This window comes from Allocoleopsis sp., assembly GCF_036703385.1.
In the GTDB taxonomy this organism is placed as follows: Bacteria; Cyanobacteriota; Cyanobacteriia; order Cyanobacteriales; family Coleofasciculaceae; genus Allocoleopsis.
On sequence record NZ_DATNPA010000120.1, the window covers coordinates 1 to 22,042 of the forward strand.

22 protein-coding genes and 1 pseudogene are annotated in these 22,042 nt (G+C 46.7%); 18 read left to right on the forward strand and 5 right to left on the reverse strand.

Going from position 1 to position 22,042, the window contains the following annotated elements; translation table 11 throughout:
* Positions 1-375, reverse strand: a 375-nt coding sequence (locus tag V6C93_RS06060) for a patatin-like phospholipase family protein (protein WP_333475756.1), incomplete at its 3' end; no start/stop codon positions are given.
* 490 nt (positions 376-865) lie between these two features.
* Entirely contained in the window at positions 866-1,636 is a 771-nt protein-coding gene (gene rfbF, locus V6C93_RS06065) for a glucose-1-phosphate cytidylyltransferase (protein ID WP_333475757.1), read from the reverse strand.
* Positions 1,637-2,431: 795 nt separating this feature from the next.
* On the opposite strand from rfbF, the gene V6C93_RS06070 reads away from it, so the two are divergent.
* From V6C93_RS06070 to argH, 9 genes are all read left to right on the forward strand, one after another.
* Positions 2,432-2,593, forward strand: coding sequence for a hypothetical protein (locus V6C93_RS06070; protein WP_333475758.1), 162 nt, complete (start codon positions 2,432-2,434; stop codon positions 2,591-2,593).
* Positions 2,594-2,939: 346 nt separating this feature from the next.
* On the forward strand, positions 2,940-3,605 hold the full coding sequence (locus V6C93_RS06075) for a DUF1361 domain-containing protein (protein ID WP_349262626.1): 666 nt from the start codon (positions 2,940-2,942) through the stop codon (positions 3,603-3,605).
* Between the two features lie 98 nt (positions 3,606-3,703).
* Positions 3,704-5,251 (forward strand): gluconokinase, encoded by a 1,548-nt coding sequence (gene gntK / locus V6C93_RS06080; RefSeq protein WP_333475760.1) that lies wholly within the window; start codon positions 3,704-3,706, stop codon positions 5,249-5,251.
* A 111-nt stretch (positions 5,252-5,362) separates the two neighbouring features.
* Positions 5,363-5,551: a hypothetical protein gene (locus tag V6C93_RS06085; protein WP_333475761.1), complete on the forward strand. Its 189-nt coding sequence runs from the start codon at positions 5,363-5,365 to the stop codon at positions 5,549-5,551.
* A gap of 9 nt (positions 5,552-5,560) precedes the next feature.
* The gene (locus V6C93_RS06090) at positions 5,561-5,725 is read left to right on the forward strand and encodes a hypothetical protein (RefSeq protein WP_333475762.1); all 165 of its coding nucleotides are present in this window, start codon (positions 5,561-5,563) and stop codon (positions 5,723-5,725) included.
* A 165-nt stretch (positions 5,726-5,890) separates the two neighbouring features.
* On the forward strand, positions 5,891-7,021 hold the full coding sequence (gene mraY / locus V6C93_RS06095) for a phospho-N-acetylmuramoyl-pentapeptide-transferase (RefSeq protein ID WP_333475763.1): 1,131 nt from the start codon (positions 5,891-5,893) through the stop codon (positions 7,019-7,021).
* Between the two features lie 1,301 nt (positions 7,022-8,322).
* Positions 8,323-9,780, forward strand: a complete 1,458-nt coding sequence (locus V6C93_RS06100; RefSeq protein WP_333475764.1) for a PP2C family protein-serine/threonine phosphatase — start codon at positions 8,323-8,325, stop codon at positions 9,778-9,780.
* A 21-nt stretch (positions 9,781-9,801) separates the two neighbouring features.
* Positions 9,802-10,056: a hypothetical protein gene (locus tag V6C93_RS06105; protein ID WP_333475765.1), complete on the forward strand. Its 255-nt coding sequence runs from the start codon at positions 9,802-9,804 to the stop codon at positions 10,054-10,056.
* Positions 10,057-10,296: 240 nt separating this feature from the next.
* Complete coding sequence (gene argH / locus V6C93_RS06110) at positions 10,297-11,685, forward strand: argininosuccinate lyase (protein ID WP_333475766.1); 1,389 nt, start codon at positions 10,297-10,299, stop codon at positions 11,683-11,685.
* A gap of 212 nt (positions 11,686-11,897) precedes the next feature.
* Here argH and V6C93_RS06115 read toward each other — a convergent pair whose 3' ends face one another.
* Complete coding sequence (locus V6C93_RS06115) at positions 11,898-12,086, reverse strand: hypothetical protein (protein WP_015184067.1); 189 nt, start codon at positions 12,084-12,086, stop codon at positions 11,898-11,900.
* A 427-nt stretch (positions 12,087-12,513) separates the two neighbouring features.
* On the opposite strand from V6C93_RS06115, the gene V6C93_RS06120 reads away from it, so the two are divergent.
* Positions 12,514-12,969, forward strand: coding sequence for an NUDIX hydrolase (locus V6C93_RS06120; RefSeq protein ID WP_333475767.1), 456 nt, complete (start codon positions 12,514-12,516; stop codon positions 12,967-12,969).
* A gap of 137 nt (positions 12,970-13,106) precedes the next feature.
* The gene (locus V6C93_RS06125; RefSeq protein WP_333475768.1) at positions 13,107-13,940 is read left to right on the forward strand and encodes an alpha/beta hydrolase; all 834 of its coding nucleotides are present in this window, start codon (positions 13,107-13,109) and stop codon (positions 13,938-13,940) included.
* A 33-nt stretch (positions 13,941-13,973) separates the two neighbouring features.
* Here the strand turns inward: V6C93_RS06125 and V6C93_RS06130 are convergent, their stop codons facing one another.
* A complete protein-coding gene (locus V6C93_RS06130; protein WP_333475769.1) occupies positions 13,974-14,774 on the reverse strand; it encodes a pantothenate kinase in 801 nt (266 codons plus the stop codon).
* 7 nt (positions 14,775-14,781) lie between these two features.
* Complete coding sequence (locus tag V6C93_RS06135; RefSeq protein ID WP_333475770.1) at positions 14,782-15,801, reverse strand: CBS domain-containing protein; 1,020 nt, start codon at positions 15,799-15,801, stop codon at positions 14,782-14,784.
* A 450-nt stretch (positions 15,802-16,251) separates the two neighbouring features.
* On the opposite strand from V6C93_RS06135, the gene V6C93_RS06140 reads away from it, so the two are divergent.
* The 7 genes and pseudogenes from V6C93_RS06140 to V6C93_RS06170 all read left to right on the forward strand — a co-directional run.
* A complete protein-coding gene (locus tag V6C93_RS06140; protein ID WP_333475771.1) occupies positions 16,252-17,970 on the forward strand; it encodes a diflavin flavoprotein in 1,719 nt (572 codons plus the stop codon).
* Between the two features lie 59 nt (positions 17,971-18,029).
* On the forward strand, positions 18,030-18,395 hold the full coding sequence (locus V6C93_RS06145) for a hypothetical protein (protein WP_333475772.1): 366 nt from the start codon (positions 18,030-18,032) through the stop codon (positions 18,393-18,395).
* 61 nt (positions 18,396-18,456) lie between these two features.
* The gene (locus tag V6C93_RS06150; RefSeq protein WP_333475773.1) at positions 18,457-18,834 is read left to right on the forward strand and encodes a GxxExxY protein; all 378 of its coding nucleotides are present in this window, start codon (positions 18,457-18,459) and stop codon (positions 18,832-18,834) included.
* A gap of 85 nt (positions 18,835-18,919) precedes the next feature.
* Positions 18,920-20,659: a diflavin flavoprotein gene (locus tag V6C93_RS06155; protein ID WP_333475774.1), complete on the forward strand. Its 1,740-nt coding sequence runs from the start codon at positions 18,920-18,922 to the stop codon at positions 20,657-20,659.
* 136 nt (positions 20,660-20,795) lie between these two features.
* Complete coding sequence (locus V6C93_RS06160; protein ID WP_333475775.1) at positions 20,796-21,059, forward strand: DUF7219 family protein; 264 nt, start codon at positions 20,796-20,798, stop codon at positions 21,057-21,059.
* Positions 21,060-21,257: 198 nt separating this feature from the next.
* Positions 21,258-21,683, forward strand: coding sequence for a response regulator (locus tag V6C93_RS06165; protein WP_333475776.1), 426 nt, complete (start codon positions 21,258-21,260; stop codon positions 21,681-21,683).
* Positions 21,684-21,824: 141 nt separating this feature from the next.
* Positions 21,825-22,042: pseudogene (locus V6C93_RS06170) on the forward strand (hypothetical protein); the annotation flags it as partial.

A 22,042-nucleotide genomic window follows, 5' to 3' on the forward strand; every position in this document is an offset into this window, starting at 1 on the left:
CCCAAAAAACTCTTTTAAGACCTTATCTCTTCCATCAGAAGAATACTTGGGCCTACTGATGTCGTCTAACTTCATTATTTTTTCAAGAAATGGCTCATAAAATATTTCTCCCCCACGTTCCCTGTAAATTTTAATTAAGTCTTCTGCTGTGTATTTCGGCTCTTTCGTGTTCGGCTTTGGTAAAGTCAGACCAGCCGCTAAGATTCCTCCCGTCGAGGTGCCAGCAATCAAATCAAATAGGCTAGAAATCGGTTTCTTCGTCTGTTTCTCAATCTCGGCAAGAATCTTGGCTGGGACAATTCCCCGAATTCCCCCACCATCAATGGATAATATTTTGAATTTGAACTTAAAATCGTTAGATTTCTCCTCAGTCATAAATTTCTCCTTATTACAGAGTTTATTTTTTACTTTTTGCAGTTTAACCGTTCCGGATTTATCTAGGAGATTTGTAAAATTTTATCTCTTAAATTTTTGTATCTGATTTTGTAAAAAAATCCACAGTCTATTGCTCTTCCTAAATTGGAACGTGCTTCCCAATTTAAGAAAACTACCTAAAACACCAAGCTACCTACAATACTATGCAGGTACAGTCAAGTCAGACGTTAATCCCAGAAGAGAGTTTAACGCCAGCTGTAAATAAAATTCAAAGATTAACAGCATCTGGGCTTATGGTGTAGCTTGTGTTTCCCCAAATGCACTAACTTATTTATGATTATCTGACAGCATTGACCGCCACAACTGCCATCCTCATGAAGTCATCTGCCTAGATGCACCCACAACTTGCTAGTTGGTTCAGCTGCGACGCTTGGTAATCGCACTTCTTTAGATGAAGTGTAAAAATTCTTCTTGAAACTGTAAGATATTTCTACCAGACTTTCCAAGGAGCTTTACTACTATTCCACAGGTCATTCAGGTAATTTTTGTCTCGTAGAGTATCCATCGGTTGCCAAAAACCAAAATGTTTATAAGCCGCGAGTTGATCCTCTGCCGCCAGCTTTTCTAAAGGGTCTTTTTCCCAAACTGTATAGTCATCTGCAATGAAGTTAATCACCTCTGGCTCTAAAACAAAAAAACCACCATTAATCCAAGAGCCATTTAGATCTTCCTTCTCTCTAAAGCTGTTAACTTTCTCTTGGTCTTTAAACGCTATTGCACCAAATCGTCCTGCGGGTTGGGTTGCCGTAAGCGTAGCTAAGGTTTTTTGGGCTTTATGAAACTCAAGCAACTCTTTAATGTTGACATCTCCGACACCGTCTCCGTAGGTGAAGCAGAAGGTTTCATTGCCAATATGCTCTCGAACCCGCCTCAATCGACCTCCAGTCATCGTGTCGTCACCTGTATCCACCAAAGTAACTCGCCAAGGTTCAGCATAGCCACAATGAACGTTCATTTGATTAAATCGCATGTCAAAGGTAACGTCGGACATGTGTAAGAAATAGTTAGCAAAATATTCCTTAATGACGTAGCCTTTGTAACCGCAACAGATGATAAAATCATTAATGCCATAAGCTGAGTAAATTTTCATTACGTGCCAGAGAATTGGCTTGCCGCCAATCTCGACCATCGGCTTTGGCTTAACAGAAGTTTCTTCACTGATTCGAGTTCCAAGCCCCCCAGCAAGGATCACAGCTTTCATGCAATTACCTCGTAATTCTCAAATAGATTTATTGGCACCGAAGTCAGATAGAGAAAAACTGATGTTTATTTTTCTAGCTATAGGATAGACGTTCTCTCAAATAAGAAGCAAGGGTTAAAAGTTAGCATAGAGCCAGTGGTGGTTCATGAGTAGAAATCTGGCAAACCTCAATTTTTGCACTTCGTCATAGGATTTATCACCCTTTTTTGTTAAAATTATGCGAGACATTGAGTAAGAACTCTCTAATGGCAGGGGTAAATTTCCCCACACCCACCCAGGGAATGTGACTCCCCGGTCACCTTTTGTGGAGATACCCACAGAAAATAATTGCGAACACAGTGCAGAGCGCCTCGCATTTGACCCATAGAATCTCTCGGAGCCCCACTGCATAATTTTTCTTGCTTGATCGGGAAGCCTGTGTGTAGAATATTCACTCCTATCTACCTTGTGCGCTTAACCGGACTCAGCGTTCAATGACTGCATAGTTCACAAGGGAGAGCGATCGCTCTTCCGTGTTTCCTGCTCAAAACAATTCATGGCAACAGTTTAGCGCCTATCTTATCCCATCGGCTCCTCAATCGCGCATAGCACTCTGCTCTCGATAGCAGAGTAGCTGAGTAAACCCTGAGCAACCCTAACGACTACTCTGGTGAGTGCGATCAGTTCGGTTATCATACTAAAGTATTCGCTAATTTCTGTATCAAAAGCTACTTTTTTCTAGCCATTTCGCTTCTGTTCATGTTATTTTTGAGGAAGAGAGATAATACATCATTTAAAACCAGAGGATTGTTTACAGTGAACAGAAACCGGAATCCCCAAGCCCAAAAAGCTGCCGCCGCTCATCGCGCTACTCTCCAAAAACTGTTGGAACACCGTTTAGAAGTCGCTAGAGCCAAAGGCGATGAGACCTTGATTCGTCAACTAGAGCAAGAAGCAAGCTACCTAAACTTGGACTAACCTGCTTGAACCGCTGCATTTTGCTATCTAAATTCCCCGTATGTCAGGAAAACTTAACAGGGATATCATCCGACAAGGCTGATATCCCTGTTTTGATTGTCCCTATTTCTTTCTGATTTTCTTCAAATCTATCGAGACAATTTTTTGTCCAAGAATATTCCCTGACTCCTGAACAACTTTCAGCCGTTTTTTTCATCACGCTGATGGTGACGAGTGAATCATCTCCCTCAACAAGCCATAGAGAAACTTCCTTCCGGTAAAGTCGTCATTTTTGAGGTAGTTATACTAGTGGTTGCATTATTCCTAATCCGACTCACCACCCTCAGCAGCGTGTAAGGAAATGTCGATAAGAGACCTACTTGCTAGTGCATGGCATGCCTGGAGCATCCACAGCGGCTGGATAGCCTGGAATTTGTTTCTCGCTTTTATTCCGTTAGCTTTGAGTTTTTGGCTATTCCGCAGAAAGTCTCAGTCACGCTCACTGCTGTGGTGGGTGTGCTTTCTGGTTTTTATTGCCTTTTTACCTAATGCGCCTTATCTTTTAACGGACATCATCCACCTGATTAATGCGATTCGCGATTACTATTCAGTATGGATAATCACCCTGGTTCTGATTCCTCCGCACGTGATCGCGATTTTAGCTGGGTTTGAAGCCTACGTTGTGTCTGTCATGAACCAGAGTCAGTACCTAAAGCAGCAAGGGGTTGCTAAATTTGTTGTTTTGTCTGAGCTGCTCACCCACGCTCTGTGCGCTATTGGTGTTTATTTAGGGCGATTCCCACGACTCAACAGCTGGGATTTCGTTACTCAACCGGAAGCTGTGGTAAAAACTGCACTCGATCATTTAACCTCTAAACGTCCAGTGCTGCTGATGGCAATAACATTTGTAATCTTTACGGTATTGTACTGGGTGATGAAGCAGGTGACGCTGGGATTGATACTGAGAATGCGCCAAAGTCGCCTTGGGAGAAAAAACAAGGAGACAGGTACCGACACTTCAAGCACTCTTTAAGACCTTCCCTTAAGTAATAAACCCCTGACCCTGGCAGAGCGCCAGGGATTTTTTTAGGAGGATAATTATGAATAAATTTATCAAAAAATCAAGTATTGATGAATCATCAGCGTTATGTGATTGGAATAGACATTGGCACTACAAGTACAAAAGCTGTTCTGTTTACAGCTAAGGGTGAAACGGTCTGTAAGTATGCTGTTGGGTACCCTTTGTACGTACCAACAAACGGTGCCGCTGAACAAGACCCTGAAGAAATCTTCTCAGCCGTGATCACAACGGTCAGAAAGGTTGTTACGGGAAGTCAGATTGAACCAACTCAGTTGATGGGTCTGTCTTTTAGCGCCGCAATGCATAGCTTAATTGCGGTTGATGCACAAAGAAACCTGCTGACCAAAAGTATTACTTGGGCCGATAACCGCAGTGCCAAATGGGCGGAAAAAATTAAGCAAGAGCAGTACGGGCACGAAATTTACTTGAGGACGGGAACTCCAATTCATCCGATGTCCCCGTTCGTGAAACTAGTGTGGTTACGCAATGAGTATCCCGACCTCTTTGAACAGGCACATCAGTTTATTTCAATTAAGGAATACGTTTTTTATCGATTTTTCCAGAAGTATATTGTTGATTACTCGATCGCATCGGCAACAGGCTTGCTGAACTTACAAAAACTCGACTGGGATCGGCAAGCACTGGAAATTGCTGGGATCACAGCAGCCCAGTTATCACAATTGGTACCAACGACACACATTTTGCAGTCAATCCAGGCTGAATGGACTCAAGCCATGATGATTCGTGGGGATACGCCGACTGTAATAGGTGCGAATGATGGGGTCTTGTCTAATCTGGGAGTCGGAGCCATGACGCGCCAAATTGTCGCGGTTACTGTCGGGACGAGTGGGGCGGTACGTGCAGTGGTGGAGCATCCCGTGACTGACCCTCAACAGCGCTTATTCTGCTATGCCTTGAGTGACAAATACTGGGTTGTTGGGGGTGCTGTAAATAACGGCGGAATGGCCTTGCGTTGGGTGCGGGATCAACTCACGGATACAGAAGTTCGAGCCGCCCAGCGATTGGGGAAAGACCCTTATGATTTAATCACAATGCTGGCGGAAACCGTTCCTCCGGGTGCGGAGGGGCTAATCTTCCATCCTTACTTAATGGGAGAGCGATCGCCACTGTGGGATGCTAATGCTAGAGGCTCCTTCTTTGGTCTGAGCTTGAACCACACCAAAGCCCATTTAGTGAGAGCCGTATTAGAGGGCATTGTCTTCAATTTGTCCCTAGTTTTACAAGCTTTGGAAGAATTTACAGGAAAAGCCGAAAGAATTCAAGCCACCGGTGGCTTTGCGCGATCGCATCTTTGGCGACAAATGATGGCAGATGTCTTCGATCAAGAAGTGACGGTACCCCAACAGTACGAAAGCTCTTGTCTTGGTGCTGCTGTCTTAGGACTTTATGCTCTCCAAGCAATCTCTTCGTTAAATGTTGTTGCTGAAATGATAGGAGAAACTTATCGACATCGACCCATCCCTGCTAACGTCGCCACCTACAGAAAAATTCTCCCTATCTACACTCGCCTTGTTCAAACCTTTCAAGGCGAGTATGAAAGTATTGCTCAACTCCAAGCAGAACTCACAAAGCGCTAATCTCTATAGGACAGCTCAAAACCAGACCAATCATTATTCTTCTCTGCTATAACGGGGAATTCCGGCTCATCAATAAATCTGATAGTGGAAGAGCTGCACTAACAAGCTGGGATGATTGCCCAGTCTCACTTTCAGCATTTGCAGCGGGAGGTAACTGAACGTTACAGAGAATTTTCTGGAAATAATCAGGAACTTGCCTCTGATGACATGAAAGAAGTAGTCAAGGCAGCTTACTACCCACGAATTGATTCGTTGTTCGTTGCCATAGGTCATCAGCAGTGGGGTAGCTTCCCCCCATAAAACAGCAAGGTGCGGCTGCACGAACAAGAACAGGCTGGGGACGAGAACTTGTTAGATTTCACAGCGATTCATACCCTTTTAAAGGGTGGCAGTGTCTTCGTTGTGGAACCTGAGCAAGTTCCAGCCAAATCAGGAGTTACGGCGATTTTCCGCTATCAATTGTTGTGCACCTAAAGCAGTAGTGACTTACCCAAAGCCGCCTATAAGTAGATTTGCTTTCTTGACTAGTTGAAAGCAGCGAATATGATGTTACGATTCCCATGAGTACCGTGGGTCAAACGGGAATCGTAAAGACGCTATTCATTGCGTCTGTTGTGAGGAGTTCGATAAAGGAATGAAATGTCTGTGGTTGATGCAAAGTTATCTTCTGGGCGGTCCTTAAACCCAACCGGCCCTAGACTTCTAACGTTACTGACCATTGGGTTGAGCCTGGGAGCATTAATTCTGGATTGGACAGCGGGGCGATCGCTTTTATCAGATTTCTCCATGACCCTACCGCTGTTACTGTGCGCCATCATTACAGCTGCTCTGGGCTACTGGGCAGTTCCGTTGTTACAAGCCCTGAAAATGGGGCAAATTATCCGCGAGGAAGGCCCTCAGACACACTTGCGCAAAGCAGGCACCCCAACAATGGGTGGCCTGTTTTTTGTTCCAGTGGCAGTGGGAGTTGCCCTTCTATGGTCGGGATTAGTGCTGAGAGGGCAAGACTTTGGCTCCGTCTTAGCGGTCTGTGTGGTAACGCTTGCCTATGCTGGAATTGGCTGGCTGGACGATTGGCAAATTGTGCGCTGCCGTTCCAATAAAGGAATTTCACCCCGCACGAAACTGGCTCTACAACTTGGTGTCGGTGCACTGTTTTGTTTATGGCTCGCTTGCACTCAATCAGCGAGTATCACGACTATTAACCTGCCTTTAGGCATTGTTTTACCCTTGGGCTTCCTGTTTTGGCCGTTTGCCATATTTGTACAGGTTGCCGAAAGTAATGCTACCAATCTCACGGATGGTGTGGATGGACTGGCAGCGGGTACTTGTGCGATCGCCCTTTTAGGACTCGGTGCGCTCGTTGGCTCAGCCTCACCCGGTTTAATGGTTTTCTGTGCCTGTATGGCTGGCACTTGCCTGGGGTTTATTGTCCATAACCGCAACCCAGCTACGGTGTTTATGGGCGATACGGGTTCCCTAGCCCTGGGAGGCGCACTGGCAGCCGTCGGACTTTTATCTCAGAATGTTTGGGGCTTATTTATCATCAGCGGAATTTTCTTTGTAGAATCCCTCTCCGTAATTGCCCAAGTGGGGTACTACAAAGCTACAAAGGATGCCAATGGCATCGGCAAACGTCTGTTGAAAATGTCACCGTATCATAACCATCTTGAACTTAGTGGTTGGTCAGAAACGCAGATTGTTGGTGTGTTTTATCTGATTAACGGTCTTTTAGCTTTGTTGAGTTTGGTCATCAAGATGGGTACTTAATCCTTTCAGGACTTACGCAGTTGAGAGCCGGATTAGGGTAAACCTAACAAGGAATAATCTCTATGGCTGCCAACTGCGTAATACATTGCCTTGAGGATTGACAGGCTAGATATTCAAGCGTGTTGCTTACTAAGTTTTATCGCCATACACCGTATCCACAATCCAAGGCGTGCCACGAGCCCCGCAATAGATGAGTTGTTGGGAGCTTCCGCCTCAACCAATAAGGATTGGTGCCGTTTGTGACACTTCTGTCGGCACAGTGACTACAGCAGATTTTTTCTCTAAGGCGACTTTGTTAAGCTGCTACTTTTCATACTTCGCTACTACCTAGTATAAGCCTTTATGAGTAACTTATATATATTTTACTATTGCAGTTAGCGGTTCTTGAGCGAGTGCAATACATAGGTTGCGTAGGGTCACACTCTGTTCCCTACCGTGCAATTTACCCGAATGAGAACCGCTATATATTTGAGTAACCGATCTTGTGCCACCTATCGAGAATCGCCTCTCATCCGGACAGAGTTTACCTATACAGAAGATACTATTGGTCAATTCAAGAGGTATTAGCCTACACTAACGCAATCACTCAAGCTCCGATTACCCTCTCCCTGTCATTCTTGAAGAGTGATGTTAGTTTTGCCGGACTGTGATCCGCACTATGCCTTAGGGTAGATCGTGCAACGAATACCTATCACCCCAATCACACAAGCCTAGAGAGTCGTCATTAGTCCTCTGGATGCCTAAACAAACTCTGAGCAATAATTTATATACCTTTTACCTGTATTACACAAATGTATTCTTTTGGGATAGTTTGAGGAGAAAGCTCTCTAAAGAAATAGAGCAGCTGTCAAGGATGTGCTAAAACTCCTGACCCCGACAAGGAATAAGGCTCAAGCCACATAGTTTTTCATGAAGAGTTGTAATACTCTAATTAGCCTCCAGTAAAGAAAACCGAACAATTCTGGAAATCTCCCACCTGGACATTGGCAGGATTACCGATCAGCGCTATGATTTACAGCTCAAGTAGACTCAATGCCTTATACAATAGCTGGGATGGCTTGCAGAAATCTGACAACGGTAAGCAGTGGTACTGTATGATTCCATACAGTTTTTCTAGATAGCTCTCTCATTGAATAATATTTTTAGGGGGTAAATGTCCGGAAAGTCCGACGCTGCTCGTGGAGCCTCTAGGCTAACAGTGTAGTAACCTCAAAATATTTGAGGCGTTACTTGAGTTTTACTTCAAAATTAATTAGACCGATTGTTTCTTGGCAAAATAAATGTTCCCTACGCCTGATGCTATGACAGCACGGCCTGCTCCGCGCCAACCCTCAAGTTCAACTGATAGCAATAGTCATAAAGCTACTGCTGAAGGAACACCCGTTTCTGCTCTTAAAGAACTAGTGGCACGTTTACATCGGGAACAGCACAAAATTCAAGATTTGTTGAGTTCGCTGGGTTTTGCCTTGCGGAGCTTTAACAATTTGAATCAGTTTTTGGAGTTAATTCCATTGATGGCATCGCGGGTTACAGATGCCGACGGCGGAGCTTTGATTTTGTTCAAGCCCAATGGTCAAGTTAGGCTGGAGCAACTACACTGCCAGGAAAATCAGATTTGTAACAATATTCGTAAAGCGATTGAAAAGGCAACCCGTGAAGTCACGGCAACGAGTAATGACGGGGGAGGGGAGGCAACTGCACCTGTACCGTTGGAATTGCTCCAGGCGTCCCTCGACGAACAAGTAAGCCAAGGTCTAGGGGCAGACGTGCAGCTGTTTGGCACGCCAATTCTGATCAGGAATAGTGAACGAGGGCGTCTGTATGTGTTTAGCCATGACTCTAGTTACAGCTGGACGCCAACGCGACAGAAGTTAGTGCGATTGGTGGCGGATCAAACAGCTGTGGCGATCGCAAATGATGAACTTACGGTCGAATTGCGCAAGAAAGAGCGCTTAGATCGAGAATTAGAAATTGGAGCCGAAATTCAACTGCGCCTCCTGCCGCGCCAATGTCCTCAAATTGAGGGCGTCGAACTGGCAGCCATGTGTAAGACCGCTAACCGAGTCGGCGGTGACTACTACGATTTTATCCCCGCCAATTACGACCAGCTTCGTCCGAAGAAGCCAGACGATCATGAAGCAACAGATTGCAAGAGAGCGTATGAGCCTTGGAGCGTTGTGATCGGCGATGTCATGGGGAAAGGGGTTCCGGCTGGCTTAATTATGACCATGACGAGGGGGATGCTCCGGGCAGAAGTCCTGAACCGTCACTCTCCAGCGCGGATTCTACAGCACTTAAACCGAGTAATGTATGCCGACTTGGAAAACTCCCATCGGTTTGTCACGCTATTTTACTCCGAGTACAACCCTCAGAGCCGGATTTTGTCGTACAGCAATGCAGCGCATAATCCGCCTTTGTTGTGGCAAGCGTCAACCCGTTCGCTCCAACGATTGGACACCCAAGGCATGTTGATTGGCCTAGAGGCCGATTCGGAGTATGAAGATGCCCAAGTGCAGCTGGCGGCTGGAGACACCATTATTTACTATACGGATGGGTTGACAGATGCGGCAAATCAAAATGGCGATCGCTTTGACGAGGAGCAGCTGGTACAAGTGTTTCAGTGGGCTTGTGAGCATTGCAGTGGTTCCCAAGAAATCTTGGATTACCTGTTTGAGCAGGTGCAGCAGTTTATTGGTTCAACAAATCCTCACGGGGATGATATGACGCTAGTCGTGATGCAGGTAAAATCTACCGAGTGACGTATTCTGTGGAAGGCAATCATGGTCATAGTCTTTGAAGGGATGCAATCAGTACCCGCTCTTTTGAATCACATCAGCTCTGGCAATGATGCTATAGGAGGACTGAACCATCTGTTATCCATCGATTGGCATGGATTAGCTCAACTCAAAACCAATACTGATCTGTTCGGTCAGGTAGGCAATGCGTGGAATCACTTTGTCAAGACAGGTCAAGCCTGGGCCTTGGTGATTGGGATAGTCATCGGTTACTTCATTAAGAGTTTCACCACTTTTTGAACAGGTTGCAGGTTGAAGGTTAGCAGGTTGCAAGTTAGCAAGGCAAACAGCTTATACCCAATCCGGCTCGTACACCCCTTAATCCTTCAGGTAATGGGTCATGAGAACTCTCAACCCATTGTCAGTTAAACAATACAGGGGTGCTAAAAATGCCTTTGCTAGTACAGGTGATCTTCCAAACCTTCAACCATCAAACCTTCAACATCAAACCTTTAACCTTCAACCTTCAACTTTCCAACTGTGACTGAACAAACAACCTGGAGCCAACGGTTTGAATCCGCGCTACATCCAGCGATCGCTCACTTCAATGCCAGTATTGGCTTTGATATTGAACTGATTGAATACGACCTCACCGGTTCTGTCGCTCATGCCAAAATGCTGGCTCATACCGGGATCATCTCGTCGGAGGAGGGAGAGCAACTCGTAGCAGGTTTAGAACAAATTCGTCAAGAATACCGCGACGGTAAATTTAACCCTGGTATTGAAGCCGAGGATGTCCACTTTGCTGTTGAGCGACGCCTAACCGAGATAGCTGGAGATGTAGGGAAAAAGCTGCACACGGCCAGATCGCGCAACGACCAAGTCGGTACCGATACACGACTCTACCTCCGCGCTCAAATTTCACAAATTCGTATCCAGTTACGTGAGTTCCAAGGCGTCCTACTCAACATTGCCGAAACCAACGTAGAGACCCTAATTCCCGGCTATACGCACCTACAACGCGCCCAACCGCTCAGTTTAGCTCATCACCTTCTAGCGTACTTTGAAATGTTACAGCGCGATTGGGAGCGACTGGGTGAGATCGTGCAGCGGGTGAATACTTCTCCCTTGGGATGTGGTGCTTTAGCGGGTACTACATTTCCCATTGATCGCCACTACACGGCCTCACTCCTAGAATTTGCTGGCGTCTACCGCAACAGTCTTGATGGTGTGAGCGATCGCGATTTTGCGATCGAGTTCCTGTGCGCTGCCAGCTTGATTCTGGTACACCTGAGCCGATTGTCCGAGGAAATTATTCTTTGGGCTTCCCAGGAATTTGGCTTTGTCACCCTTAAAGACACCTGTTCCACTGGCTCTAGTATCATGCCCCAAAAGAAAAACCCGGATGTGCCGGAACTGGTACGGGGGAAAACAGGGCGTGTCTTCGGGCATCTCCAAGCCATGTTGGTGTTGATGAAAGGGTTACCTCTGGCTTACAACAAAGACTTGCAAGAGGACAAAGAAGCGCTATTTGACACGGTTAAAACCGTGCAAGGGTGTCTTGAAGCCATGACCATTCTGTTGCGGGAGGGAATGGAATTCAAGAACGAACGATTAGCACAAGCCGTGGATGAAGACTTCTCCAATGCCACCGATGTTGCCGATTATTTAGCCTCCAAAGGCGTTCCGTTCCGGGAAGCATACAACTTAGTGGGTAAGGTAGTGAAAACTTGCCTCAAGAGCGATAAATTGCTCAAAGATTTGAGCCTGGAGGAATGGAAGGAATTGCACCCAGCTTTTGAGCCGGATATTTATCAAGCGATCGCACCAACTCAAGTTGTTGCCGCACGGAACAGCTACGGAGGTACGGGATTTGATCAGGTACGTCAAGCCCTTCAAGAGGCACGCGCTCGCATAGGATCACAGTAATCATCCTGAAGTCTCTACAGCTACCGTAGGAAATTCCATCCCATATTTGGCTCGCCCTCTTCCCATTTCTGGGGGGGCGAGTCTTGAGCTAGAAAGTGGGCATCCATAGTATCGGACTATTATGATGCCCGACTCAGCATGTCTCAAAGCCGCTTAAATGTGCCCACCAGGCAACGGCTCAGGGACAAGGAGAGTAGGCTTTTCAGCCTTCGTTAGCGCATTTGAGTTTTTTGAACGCCGTCTCCGAGTTCACTGTTTTCATCCTGTTCCTCTTCTGCCGGAGGTCTGTTATACCGCCGATTTTTAGAGAAACGACCCGTATTTTTACGTTTACGAAACTTACGGGCGTAGGCTTGATTCCGTTGCGCCTTTTCTTTCTTCTGGTTACGGCGCTTTGCCATGTTTACCTCATTGATAAAAAAATATGCCTCACAAAACTCTTGCGAAAGATTCAGCTTGGCTTGTCTATCTTATCAGTCTTGCTCATGTGAGAGTGGCAGTCTTCAAACAGACAGCCACAGACACTGACTCAATCCAGGCGCTATAACCGATGATTAGCCTGGGGTTGAGCGTGATTGACCCGTCTCGTCAGCACTCTTATTTCTGAACAATCAACTGAAAGAAATCGCTGAGTCTTTCTGAAGCACTTCAGCTATTTTAACAAAAGCCGATCTACACACCCCATCAATTTTCCGGTCTGTGGAGATTATCACTGGCATCAAAAAGGTGATTCTTCAGACGCTGACGTTACCGAACTGGTATCCGTAGAGACTATGATAACAGTCTGTAAGCAACCTATTCACAAGGCAAAGATAGCCTTTTTTTGTAATGCGTCGAACATGGCAATTTGTACAAACGGTATTGGGAATTATATTCCGCCATCCTGTCACGGGTACGAGTATCATCCCGATTTTGCCGAATGGGCAAATTGTGCTGATCAGGCGTCGCGACAATGGTAAATGGGGACTACCAGGAGGAATGGTGAACTGGGGTCAAGATTTACTAACTACCGCGAAGCGGGAGTTAGAAGAAGAGACCGGTTTAGAGTTGCTCAAGGTTCGTCGATTGGTTGGGGTTTACTCTGCGCCTGATCGCGATCCCAGGATTCATTCAATATGTGTTGTAGTAGAAGCCGATGTTCAAGGAACAATGCAAGTCCAGGATACATTAGAAATCAGTGAGGTCAAAGCGTTTGATCGCTCAGCTCTCCCCCTAGGTGAGCTTAGCCATGACCATGACCGACAGTTGCAGGACTACTTTGATGGCAAGACAACCTTCGCTTAAGCACCACTGGCAACAGGGAGAGACTTGGTGGATAATTAAGCGCGTCTTTGTGTCTGTGTGCCCCTGTGTCTCCTTCTCGAAGTCCCCAATCCCCTCTGTTGACCTGTCCAACTCTGAAATAAGACCCTAAGTTCAGGATGAATCTACCCTTACGCAATTCTCGAATCAAGCTACCCTTAGGGCAAGTTTTCTGGCGTGAGGTCGGTCAGGGACCGATTCTCATATTTCTACATGGTTCTTGGAACGACGGGAGTCAATGGCTACCTGTCATCGAGCAGTTGAGTCAGAATTACCATTGCTTTGCCCTTGACTTGTTAGGATTTGGCGAATCTGAACGACCCAATCTCCATTATTCGATTCAGCTAGAGGTCGAGTGTTTGTTTCAGTACCTAGAGGCGCTACATATATCAGAGGTGTATTTAGTCGGTCACTCCCTAGGGGGTTGGATTGCTGCCAGTTATGCTCTGAAACATTTCGAGAACGTTAGTGGTCTCGTGTTAATCGCACCAGAAGGTGTTCAGGTACAAGGGAAGCGTCTGGGTGGAGGATGGAAGCGTTGGTTGCTCGGGCGTCCCCCAATTGCCTATATCATCCTACAAATTCTCTATCCCCTGGCGCGTCTGTTTGGGCGGCACAAACCTATTGAGCAAGCTCTGAAATGGCGCAAACAGATACTGAGTTCACCCACTGCCTACAAGCTGTTGTTCAAACGACGCCGAGCAGAAATTCAAGCAGAATTAGTGCAAGATCAACTCGAATGGCTCAATGTTCCAACGGTGATTTTGCAGGGCGCAAAGGATGATCCGGATGCGATCGCGCAAGCTCAAGTCTATGCCACCCAAATCCCAAAAGCCCACCTCCAAATGGTTGAACTAGGGGACAATAACTTACCCGAAGCCTTACCGGGTTTATTAGCTGGCCATATTCATGATTTTGTCAATCGGGTTGAAGGGTTGAAGGTTGAAGGTTGAAGATTCGCACTAGCTAACTACCCTGCTAACTTGCTAACCCGCTACGCCTTCCATAACTGCCCTCATGCCCCAAAAAATTAAGCGGAGGTCACGGATTAGCTGACGTGCTATTTCGGGATACTGTGATTGGAGGTAGGACAGAAGTACAAGTGAGTCGCCACCAGTTAGAGCAATCCGACTATCTGGAAACTGAGATTGCCAGTCTTCTATAAAGTCCCGCATTCCCGCCAATACGGTGTAAATCACGCCACTTTCAATCGCAGACGGCGTCTGCATCGCCCAACGGGGTGGGAGCTGGGTGGGGAGTTGGGTCGCTGGCAGAGCCGCTGTGCCTCGTGTCAGAGACTTTAACTGTAACCCTAGCCCCGGTAAAATGGCTCCTCCGATCAACTGACGGTGAGCATCAACACCCGTAAATGTCAGTGCCGTACCTGCATCAATCACTAGCACCGGATAACCAAACGTCTTGCCCGCACCCAACAACGCGAGGGCGCGGTCAATTCCCAAGGTAGGATAAAGTCCCAAAAGTGGTACTTGGGCTAGGGTGATTACTTTTACCGCTGGGTAGGTTTGCCAAAGAATTGTCTGGCTTGGGACTACCGAAGCGAGATAGAGAGGTAAAACACCAGTCGTGTTCGATAAGTGTAGAGAAATGAATTGAGGAGAAAAGATTGATTCTGGCAAAATGCCGGACGCCCAACGCTCAATGAGCTGCTCAACGGCTGACGCGGATAAAGGGTTAGTATCCCAGGCTTCCTGAAGGATGGTTCCAACAAACCAAGCCCAGTGTAAACGAGAATTTCCGATCATTAACGCCAGCCAGCTTTCGTTCACGGGGATGTTAATCAGCCTGTTGGTTCAATTGAGCTGGACGGTAGGGCATCTGTGGCTCGAATTCAGCGTTGTGAGTTTGCAAGAGTTCAGCTTTTTCCGCTTCTAACTGCTCGATTGTGCGTTGCAATACTTCAATAACACCATACATTTCCACCGGATCGAACACTCGCATCAGGTTGCTTTGAGTAATAATTCCCAACCCTCTTCCCAAATCCCAAAACACCACTAATCGCCTGACTCGCCGTCGCTGCATCTCCTGATGAGCTTTCCATAACGAATCTTGGGGGTGGAGCAGAAATAGGGGTGTACTCATCACCGTTTGAGCTAACGTCTGGGCTAAATTCAGCCTGAGAGCTTGAAATTGCACAATATCTCGCTCTGTCACAATTCCTAGCGGATAAAAGCCTCCATATCCATTCTCTTCTGTAATCACAACGCAACTGACCCTCCGCTCTGCCATCAGTCGGGCTAAATTTAACACGGAAGTCGTTGCCGGAGCATGAATTATCTGAGTTGTCATCACTTCTGACACACGCCGCAACTTTAGCAGGTTGGCGGGTCGAAGGATACGACGAATGCTTTCTTGTGAGACAATGCCAATCAGTTGATTTTGATCGTCCACAATCACCAGATGGCGAACCTGATTCCGACGAAATAGGAATATGGCAGCAAAGACATCCTGAAAATTCGATTCAGGCATGGTGAGCACTGGCTGAGTCATCACTTCAGAAATTTTTATCCCCTCAAAGGGTATACCATCAGCCGTGAGCCACACGATATCTCGTTCTGTAAAGATTCCTAGTAACTGGCTGCCCTCCATGACTAAGACACAGCTAGAGCGCCCCTCATAGCGGGGGATTGCCTGTAAGGGGGTATTTGCCTCAGTCAGGTAACAACGACTCCCTCGTGCCTGACTCATTAATGCGATCGCATCTAATAGTAAGGTGTCAGGTGTAACAATCAGGGGGTTACGATCAATGGCTTCCTCTAGCGCGGGAGAATAAATTAGCGGCTCGTTAGGTTGCATGGTTAATCAATAGGGGTGCAGACACTCTTAAAACGTCGAAGAATGGTCAAAACTGTTGAAATTTCAAGGCCACCAACCTAACCTAGACCCTGGTTATATCCAGTCTTCTCCACAGGGGTGACAAGAGGACTTCGTCATCACCACTGACGATCGGTTAAGACAAGTTGGTTGTCATAAGTATTTTTACTCAGTTACTATACAAAGAGTAATAGTTTAACAGACGGCCTCTCATACACAAAGGTGTACAACATCCAAGCATAAGCAAGGGTCTATGAGCAAAATTAGAGAAATTGATAGTTAAAAACGAAAAAACTGATGCCCTTACCTTTCAAGCTTCTTAGCATTAGTATCATTTTTTCTTATCAAGCCTTACGAGTTAGCTGTGTAAAAATAAAGATAAAATAAATTTTTTTAAAAATAGTAAAAACTAGTTGAATGAGGAGTCATTAAATGGTATTACTAACCGACAAAACCGAAAAGCGATTAACGATGCAAACGGGCGAAATTGCCCCCGATACAACCACGATTCGCTCGTTGGACTGGGATCGCGATCGCTTCGATATCGAATTCGGCTTACAAAATGGCACGACATATAACTCGTTTTTAATTCGGGGTGAGAAAACGGCTTTAGTAGACACCTCCCATGAAAAGTTCCGTCAACTGTATTTAGACACCCTTACAGGACAGATTAATCCCGCTGAAATTGATTACCTCATTATTAGCCATACCGAGCCAGACCACAGCGGTTTAGTCAAAGATGTTCTCCAGCTTGCGCCTCAAGTCACGGTGGTGGGATCAAAGGTAGCCATACAGTTCCTTGAAGATTTGGTGCATCAACCCTTTGAGCGCCGGATTGTTAAAAATGGCGACCAACTAGATTTGGGCAACGGTCATGTGTTGGAATTTGTCAATGCCCCTAATCTGCACTGGCCTGACACTATTTTCACTTACGATGCGGGGACGCAGGTGATGTTTACTTGCGACGCCTTTGGCCTGCACTACTGCTCAGACAGCACATTTGATGAAGATTTGAGGACGATTGAACCGGATTATCGCTTTTACTACGATTGCTTAATGGCTCCTAATGCGCGTTCTGTGTTGTCTGCCCTAAAGCGGATGGATCAGTTGGGAGAGGTGACTATGGTCGCGAATGGTCACGGCCCCTTGCTACGTCATAATGTGACAGAATTGGTCGGTCGCTATCGTAAGTGGAGTCAAGCCCAAGCCAAGGCAGAGACATCGGTTGTGGTGTTTTATGTCTCCGATTATGGCTATAGCGATCGCATGAGTCAAGCCGTTGCTAGAGGGATTACCAAAACAGGCGTTGGCGTGGAAATGATCGACCTAAAAACCGCCGATCCCCAAGAAGTACAGGAAATGGTGGGGCGTGCGGCAGGAATTGCGATCGGGATGCCTCCAGTCTCCAGTAAAATAGCTACGGCGGCTGTGGGGACAGTACTGGCGGCGGCGAAGTCCAAGCAAGTAATTGGCATATTCGAGTCCTATGGGGGAGATGACGAACCTATCGACCCCTTACTCAATCAATTCAGAAATCTAGGACTGAAAGAAGGATTTCCCGCCATTCGAGTGAAAGATACACCCACAGAAGCCACATACCAACTTTGTGAAGAAGCGGGTACAGACATGGGACAACTATTAACCCGCGATCGCGACATCAAGCAACGGAAAGCCCTTGATAGTGACCTTGATAAAGCCTTAGGACGGATTAGTGGTGGACTGTACATTATTACAGCCACCAAGGGTGATATTAAAGGGGCAATGTTGGCATCTTGGGTTTCTCAGGCTAGCTTCCAACCCTTGGGTTTAACCATTGCCGTTGCAAAAGATCGGGCCATTGAGTCCTTGATGCATGTGGGCGATCGCTTCGTCCTCAATGTGTTAGAAGAAGGCAACTACCAGGCATTAATGAAGCACTTCCTCAAGCGATTCCTCCCTGGTGCCGATCGCTTTGCCGGAGTGAAAACTCAAACCGCCGAAAACGGTTCCCCCATTCTGACAGATGCCCTTGCCTATATGGAGTGTCATGTTGTCAGCCGCATGGAACTCACCGACCATTGGATTGTGTACGCCACGGTTGATAATGGTCGTGTTTCCAAACCCGATGCCCTAACTGCCGTTCACCATCGTAAAGTGGGGAATTATTATTAACGCGATCGCTAGGGTGGGCAATGCTCACCCTATAACCGCCTATAGGGCAAGGTTAAAGGATGCCAGAAAAACCCGAAGAAGTGGCGATAACGTTATCGTCGTCGCCTAACCTTTCTCATCAGAAGCCTCGAAATCTTACCCAAACGATTTCATTCGTTGAGGAACGTTTAGCCCGCTCAGATTCGCCTAACGAAGCTTTAGACTGGGCTAGAGTGCGCGAGGTAATTCTTCGCCAAAATGAGGAGGCCAAGGAGGAAAATCACCGACGCTTTCTGGAAAAAAGTCGATTTATATATGGATTAGCATTTTCTGGGGTTGCTTTTTTAGTTGGGATAGTCCTGTGGATTTGTCGCTATGACAATTCGGTTTATTTAATTGTTGCAGGGCTGATTCCTTTGGTGTCACTCACAAAAAAACCTAGTTAGAAGTTTTTAACGCAGAGGAACGCGGAGGTTGGCGCAGAGGGACGCGGAGGGAGTTAAGAGGATGAGGGAGAATGAGTTATCGGGGCGGATTATTGGGTTGGCAATGAAGGTGCATACAGCGCTGGGGCCGGGTTTGTTGGAGTCGGCTTATGAAGAGTGTTTATACTATGAACTTTCTAAAGCTGGATTAAATGTGGCAAAACAAAAACCTTTGCCTTTAGTCTATGAAGATGTTCATCTAGAGTGTGGCTATCGAGTCGATTTATTTATCGAAAACAAAATTATTGTTGAAATCAAATCTCTAGAATCTTTACATCCCATCCATTCCAGTCAACTCCTAACCTACCTAAAATTATCCAACTGTAAAGTCGGACTCCTCATCAACTTCAACGTCCCCCACCTAAAAGATGGCATCAAACGCCTCGTCAACAACCTCTAACCCCCTCCGCGTTCCTCTGCGCCCCCCTCTGCGCTCCTCTGCGTTAAAAAAATTTCCTATCACAACCTAATTAAGAGCCACAAATATGGTCACAGTCACGCCAACAACAAAGCAACGCGATGTTCAAGTTCTCCCGATTGGTGCAGAAACCACTGTTTTGCGATCGCGCACTTGGGATAGACTCAAGTTTGAAATCGAATACGCCCTGCAACGTGGCACCACTGCAAACTCTTACCTAATTCGAGCCGATAAAATTGCCCTGTTTGACCCGCCAGGTGAATCTTTTACCGAAATCTTCCTCACTGCCTTACGACAACGCCTCGACCCTAGCCAGTTAGATTACGTAATTCTCGGTCACGTCAATCCCAACCGAGCCGTTACCCTCAAAGCTCTGCTTGAACTTGCACCTCAAATTACCTTCGTTTGCTCCAACCCGGCAGCCATTACCCTACGAACCCTCTTACCAGAGCAAGAACTGAACATTGAGGTTGTGCGAGGTGAAGATACCTTGGATTTAGGCCAAGGCCATAACCTGCAATTTATCCTAACTCCCAGCCCCCGTTGGCCTGGTTCACTGTGTACTTACGACCCCCAAACCGAAATTCTCTTCAGCGATAAGCTGTTTGGAGCACATGTCTGTGGTGACCAGGTCATGGACGAAGGATGGACAACGATTAGCGAAGATCGACGCTATTACTTCGATTGCCTCATGGCACCCCACGCTAAGCAAGTAGAAAAGGCGTTAGACAAACTAACTGAATTCCAAGCAAGGCTTTATGCGACAGGTCATGGCCCTTTGGTTCGCTATAGCCTTATACCCCTGACTCAGTCCTATCAGCAGTGGTGTGAGGAGAATGCCCGTTATGAATTGACAGTTGCGCTACTTTATGCATCAGCTTATGGAAATACAGGAACCTTAGCGCAAGCGATCGCACGAGGCATTACGAAAGCCGGTGTTGGGGTTGAAGCGATTAACTGCGAAGCCACCGATCCTGCCGAGATTCAGAAAGCGGTTGAGAAAGCAGACGGGTTTATTATGGGTTCCCCAACTCTGGGAGGTCATGCCCCAACTCCCATCCAAACCGCACTGGGAATTGTCCTCTCAACCGCCAGCAAAACCAAACTCGCCGGTGTCTTCGGTTCCTACGGCTGGAGTGGTGAAGCCATTGATTTGATTGAAAGTAAATTCAGCGATGCGGGTTATCAGTTTGGCTTTGAGACGATTCGAGTTAAATTTAAGCCCAACGAGGTTACCCTCAAATATTGCGAAGAAGCGGGTACCGACTTTGCCCAAGCGCTGAAAAAAGCCAAAAAAGCCCGCACCCCCCGGCAACCTGTCGGTGAGTCCCAAGCCGCCCGTACCGAGCAAGCAGTGGGACGTTTAATCGGCTCTTTGTGTATCGTTACCACCAAACAGGGGGAACTCACAGGGGCTATGCTGGCTGACTGGGTTTCTCAAGCCACCTTTACGCCTCCGGGTCTTACCATTGCGGTCGCCAAAGACCGGGCGATTGAATCCCTGATGCATACGGGCGGCTCCTTTGTCTTGAATATTCTGACACAGGGCAAGCATCTGGGCTTAATGAAACACTTCCTCAAACCTTTTGGCCCTGGGGAAGACCGATTTGCTGGGGTCGCGACCCAAGAGGCGGAGAATGGTTGCCCGATTCTAAGCGATGCCCTTGCTTATCTAGAATGTACGGTAGAAAATCGTATGGAGTGCGGCGATCACTGGGTCGTGTATGGGGTTGTTAAACAGGGTCAATTACTGCAAACTGATGGCGTCACCGCTGTGCATCATCGCAAATCAGGCACTCATTACTAATGGCACGCAAAGGACTGGTATGCCATCAATTTTGGTCAAAATCCTCCTCTGGAGCCAAATTTTAGGTTAACTTAAGGTTAAGGATTGACAAAGAAAGCCTGTTAAGATTGAGATTTACTCCCGATAGGAGGTAGCTATGGCAGATTCAGCTCGGATGAGCAAGAACAGCTTTCTCTACCCTCAGAGCCGCTACTACGGACGGTTTACACCAGAGCATGTAACCTTCAATGCTAATTTGCAAGAATTTGCTCAGAGTGTCGCTTACATCTCGGCTCTTGAGACGGGAGGGAAGCTGTCCTCTGAGGAGGCATACAAACGCATCAAAGGGTTGTGGAAACAGTTGAAGCACAGCAAGAAAGAATTAGGCATAGGTAAAAATCTATCTCAAGAAACAAGATAGTTGGTTGAGCGGTTGGTAATCTAACTTACAAGTTGGTATAAATAGTCTGAGCAAAGGATTTGCGAAGCGCCACCTTTGTCGCCATACCGTAATTAAGAAGCAGCTAAAACAAAGCCATTCTATACATCAGAATGGCCTTACCCATAAGGGTAGAGGTTTAAAAGCATTGCTTCTAAAAACTGTGAGGATAGGGTTATTTTGAAATCTGACGCCTTGGTTCTTTTGGATCAAACGTCTGAAAAGCAACTGATGACAAAGGTTTTGATAATCGAAGACGAAGAAATTCTGCGCGAGAGTATCCTAAACATTCTAGAAACCAATGGGTTTATTACGATTGAGGCAGGAGATGGTCGAAGCGGAGTACGGTTGGCGAAAGAGTTTGTTCCCGATTTAATTTTGTGTGATGTCAGGATGCCGGAGTTGAATGGGTACCAGGTACTACAAACACTCCGTCAAGACCCGGTCACGGCAAAGATTCCCTTACTCTTGATCACGGCTGAAAATATCCGCAATGTCAGGTATCAAGCCCAAGAGTTGGGGGCAAATGGTTATCTGATTAAACCGTTTACAACCGCTCAACTGTTACAAGCGATCGCTCAAGAGCTTCGTGATTGCCTAAGCTAACGCCTCGCTAGGTTGCGCCGACGCTCCTTCCATCGCTAGCTCTACGCTAAGGTTAACGGCACCAGCAAAGCGGCTCGCTAGCACCGCCCTTCTCTAAAAAATCTGTCAAGAGGCGTGTGTATTCTTGTTTAGCTGTTGCGAATGTTTGACTCAGATTTCAGAACACTTCTTCAGTCTTTTCTCAACTTTGTTAAAAAGTTGCTCGTTGCTCATTGGCGCTCTTTGCTACTCCTATTGATTGGCGTCTATTTACCCTTGCAAGTGTTTGGAGAACTGGCAGAGGAAGTTTGGGAGAATGAAGGCGGCTTTCCTTGGGATGTACCTATTCTGCTGACTGTTCATAGCTTCGCCTCGCGCCA

Excerpts from the sequence above, each read along its gene's own strand:
- V6C93_RS06085 (WP_333475761.1), top strand. The coding sequence starts at position 5,363 with ATGATTGCCCAGTCTCACTTTCAGCATTTGCAGCGGGAGGTAACTGAA.
- rfbF (WP_333475757.1), bottom strand. The coding sequence starts at position 1,636 with ATGAAAGCTGTGATCCTTGCTGGGGGGCTTGGAACTCGAATCAGTGAA.
- V6C93_RS06135 (WP_333475770.1), bottom strand. The coding sequence starts at position 15,801 with ATGCAACCTAACGAGCCGCTAATTTATTCTCCCGCGCTAGAGGAAGCC.
- V6C93_RS06115 (WP_015184067.1), bottom strand. The coding sequence starts at position 12,086 with ATGGCAAAGCGCCGTAACCAGAAGAAAGAAAAGGCGCAACGGAATCAA.
- V6C93_RS06155 (WP_333475774.1), top strand. The coding sequence starts at position 18,920 with ATGGTCACAGTCACGCCAACAACAAAGCAACGCGATGTTCAAGTTCTC.
- V6C93_RS06140 (WP_333475771.1), top strand. The coding sequence starts at position 16,252 with ATGGTATTACTAACCGACAAAACCGAAAAGCGATTAACGATGCAAACG.
- mraY (WP_333475763.1), top strand. The coding sequence starts at position 5,891 with ATGTCTGTGGTTGATGCAAAGTTATCTTCTGGGCGGTCCTTAAACCCA.
- V6C93_RS06145 (WP_333475772.1), top strand. The coding sequence starts at position 18,030 with ATGCCAGAAAAACCCGAAGAAGTGGCGATAACGTTATCGTCGTCGCCT.
- V6C93_RS06150 (WP_333475773.1), top strand. The coding sequence starts at position 18,457 with ATGAGGGAGAATGAGTTATCGGGGCGGATTATTGGGTTGGCAATGAAG.
- V6C93_RS06120 (WP_333475767.1), top strand. The coding sequence starts at position 12,514 with ATGCGTCGAACATGGCAATTTGTACAAACGGTATTGGGAATTATATTC.
- gntK (WP_333475760.1), top strand. The coding sequence starts at position 3,704 with ATGAATCATCAGCGTTATGTGATTGGAATAGACATTGGCACTACAAGT.
- V6C93_RS06160 (WP_333475775.1), top strand. The coding sequence starts at position 20,796 with ATGGCAGATTCAGCTCGGATGAGCAAGAACAGCTTTCTCTACCCTCAG.
- V6C93_RS06105 (WP_333475765.1), top strand. The coding sequence starts at position 9,802 with ATGGTCATAGTCTTTGAAGGGATGCAATCAGTACCCGCTCTTTTGAAT.
- V6C93_RS06100 (WP_333475764.1), top strand. The coding sequence starts at position 8,323 with ATGACAGCACGGCCTGCTCCGCGCCAACCCTCAAGTTCAACTGATAGC.
- V6C93_RS06125 (WP_333475768.1), top strand. The coding sequence starts at position 13,107 with ATGAATCTACCCTTACGCAATTCTCGAATCAAGCTACCCTTAGGGCAA.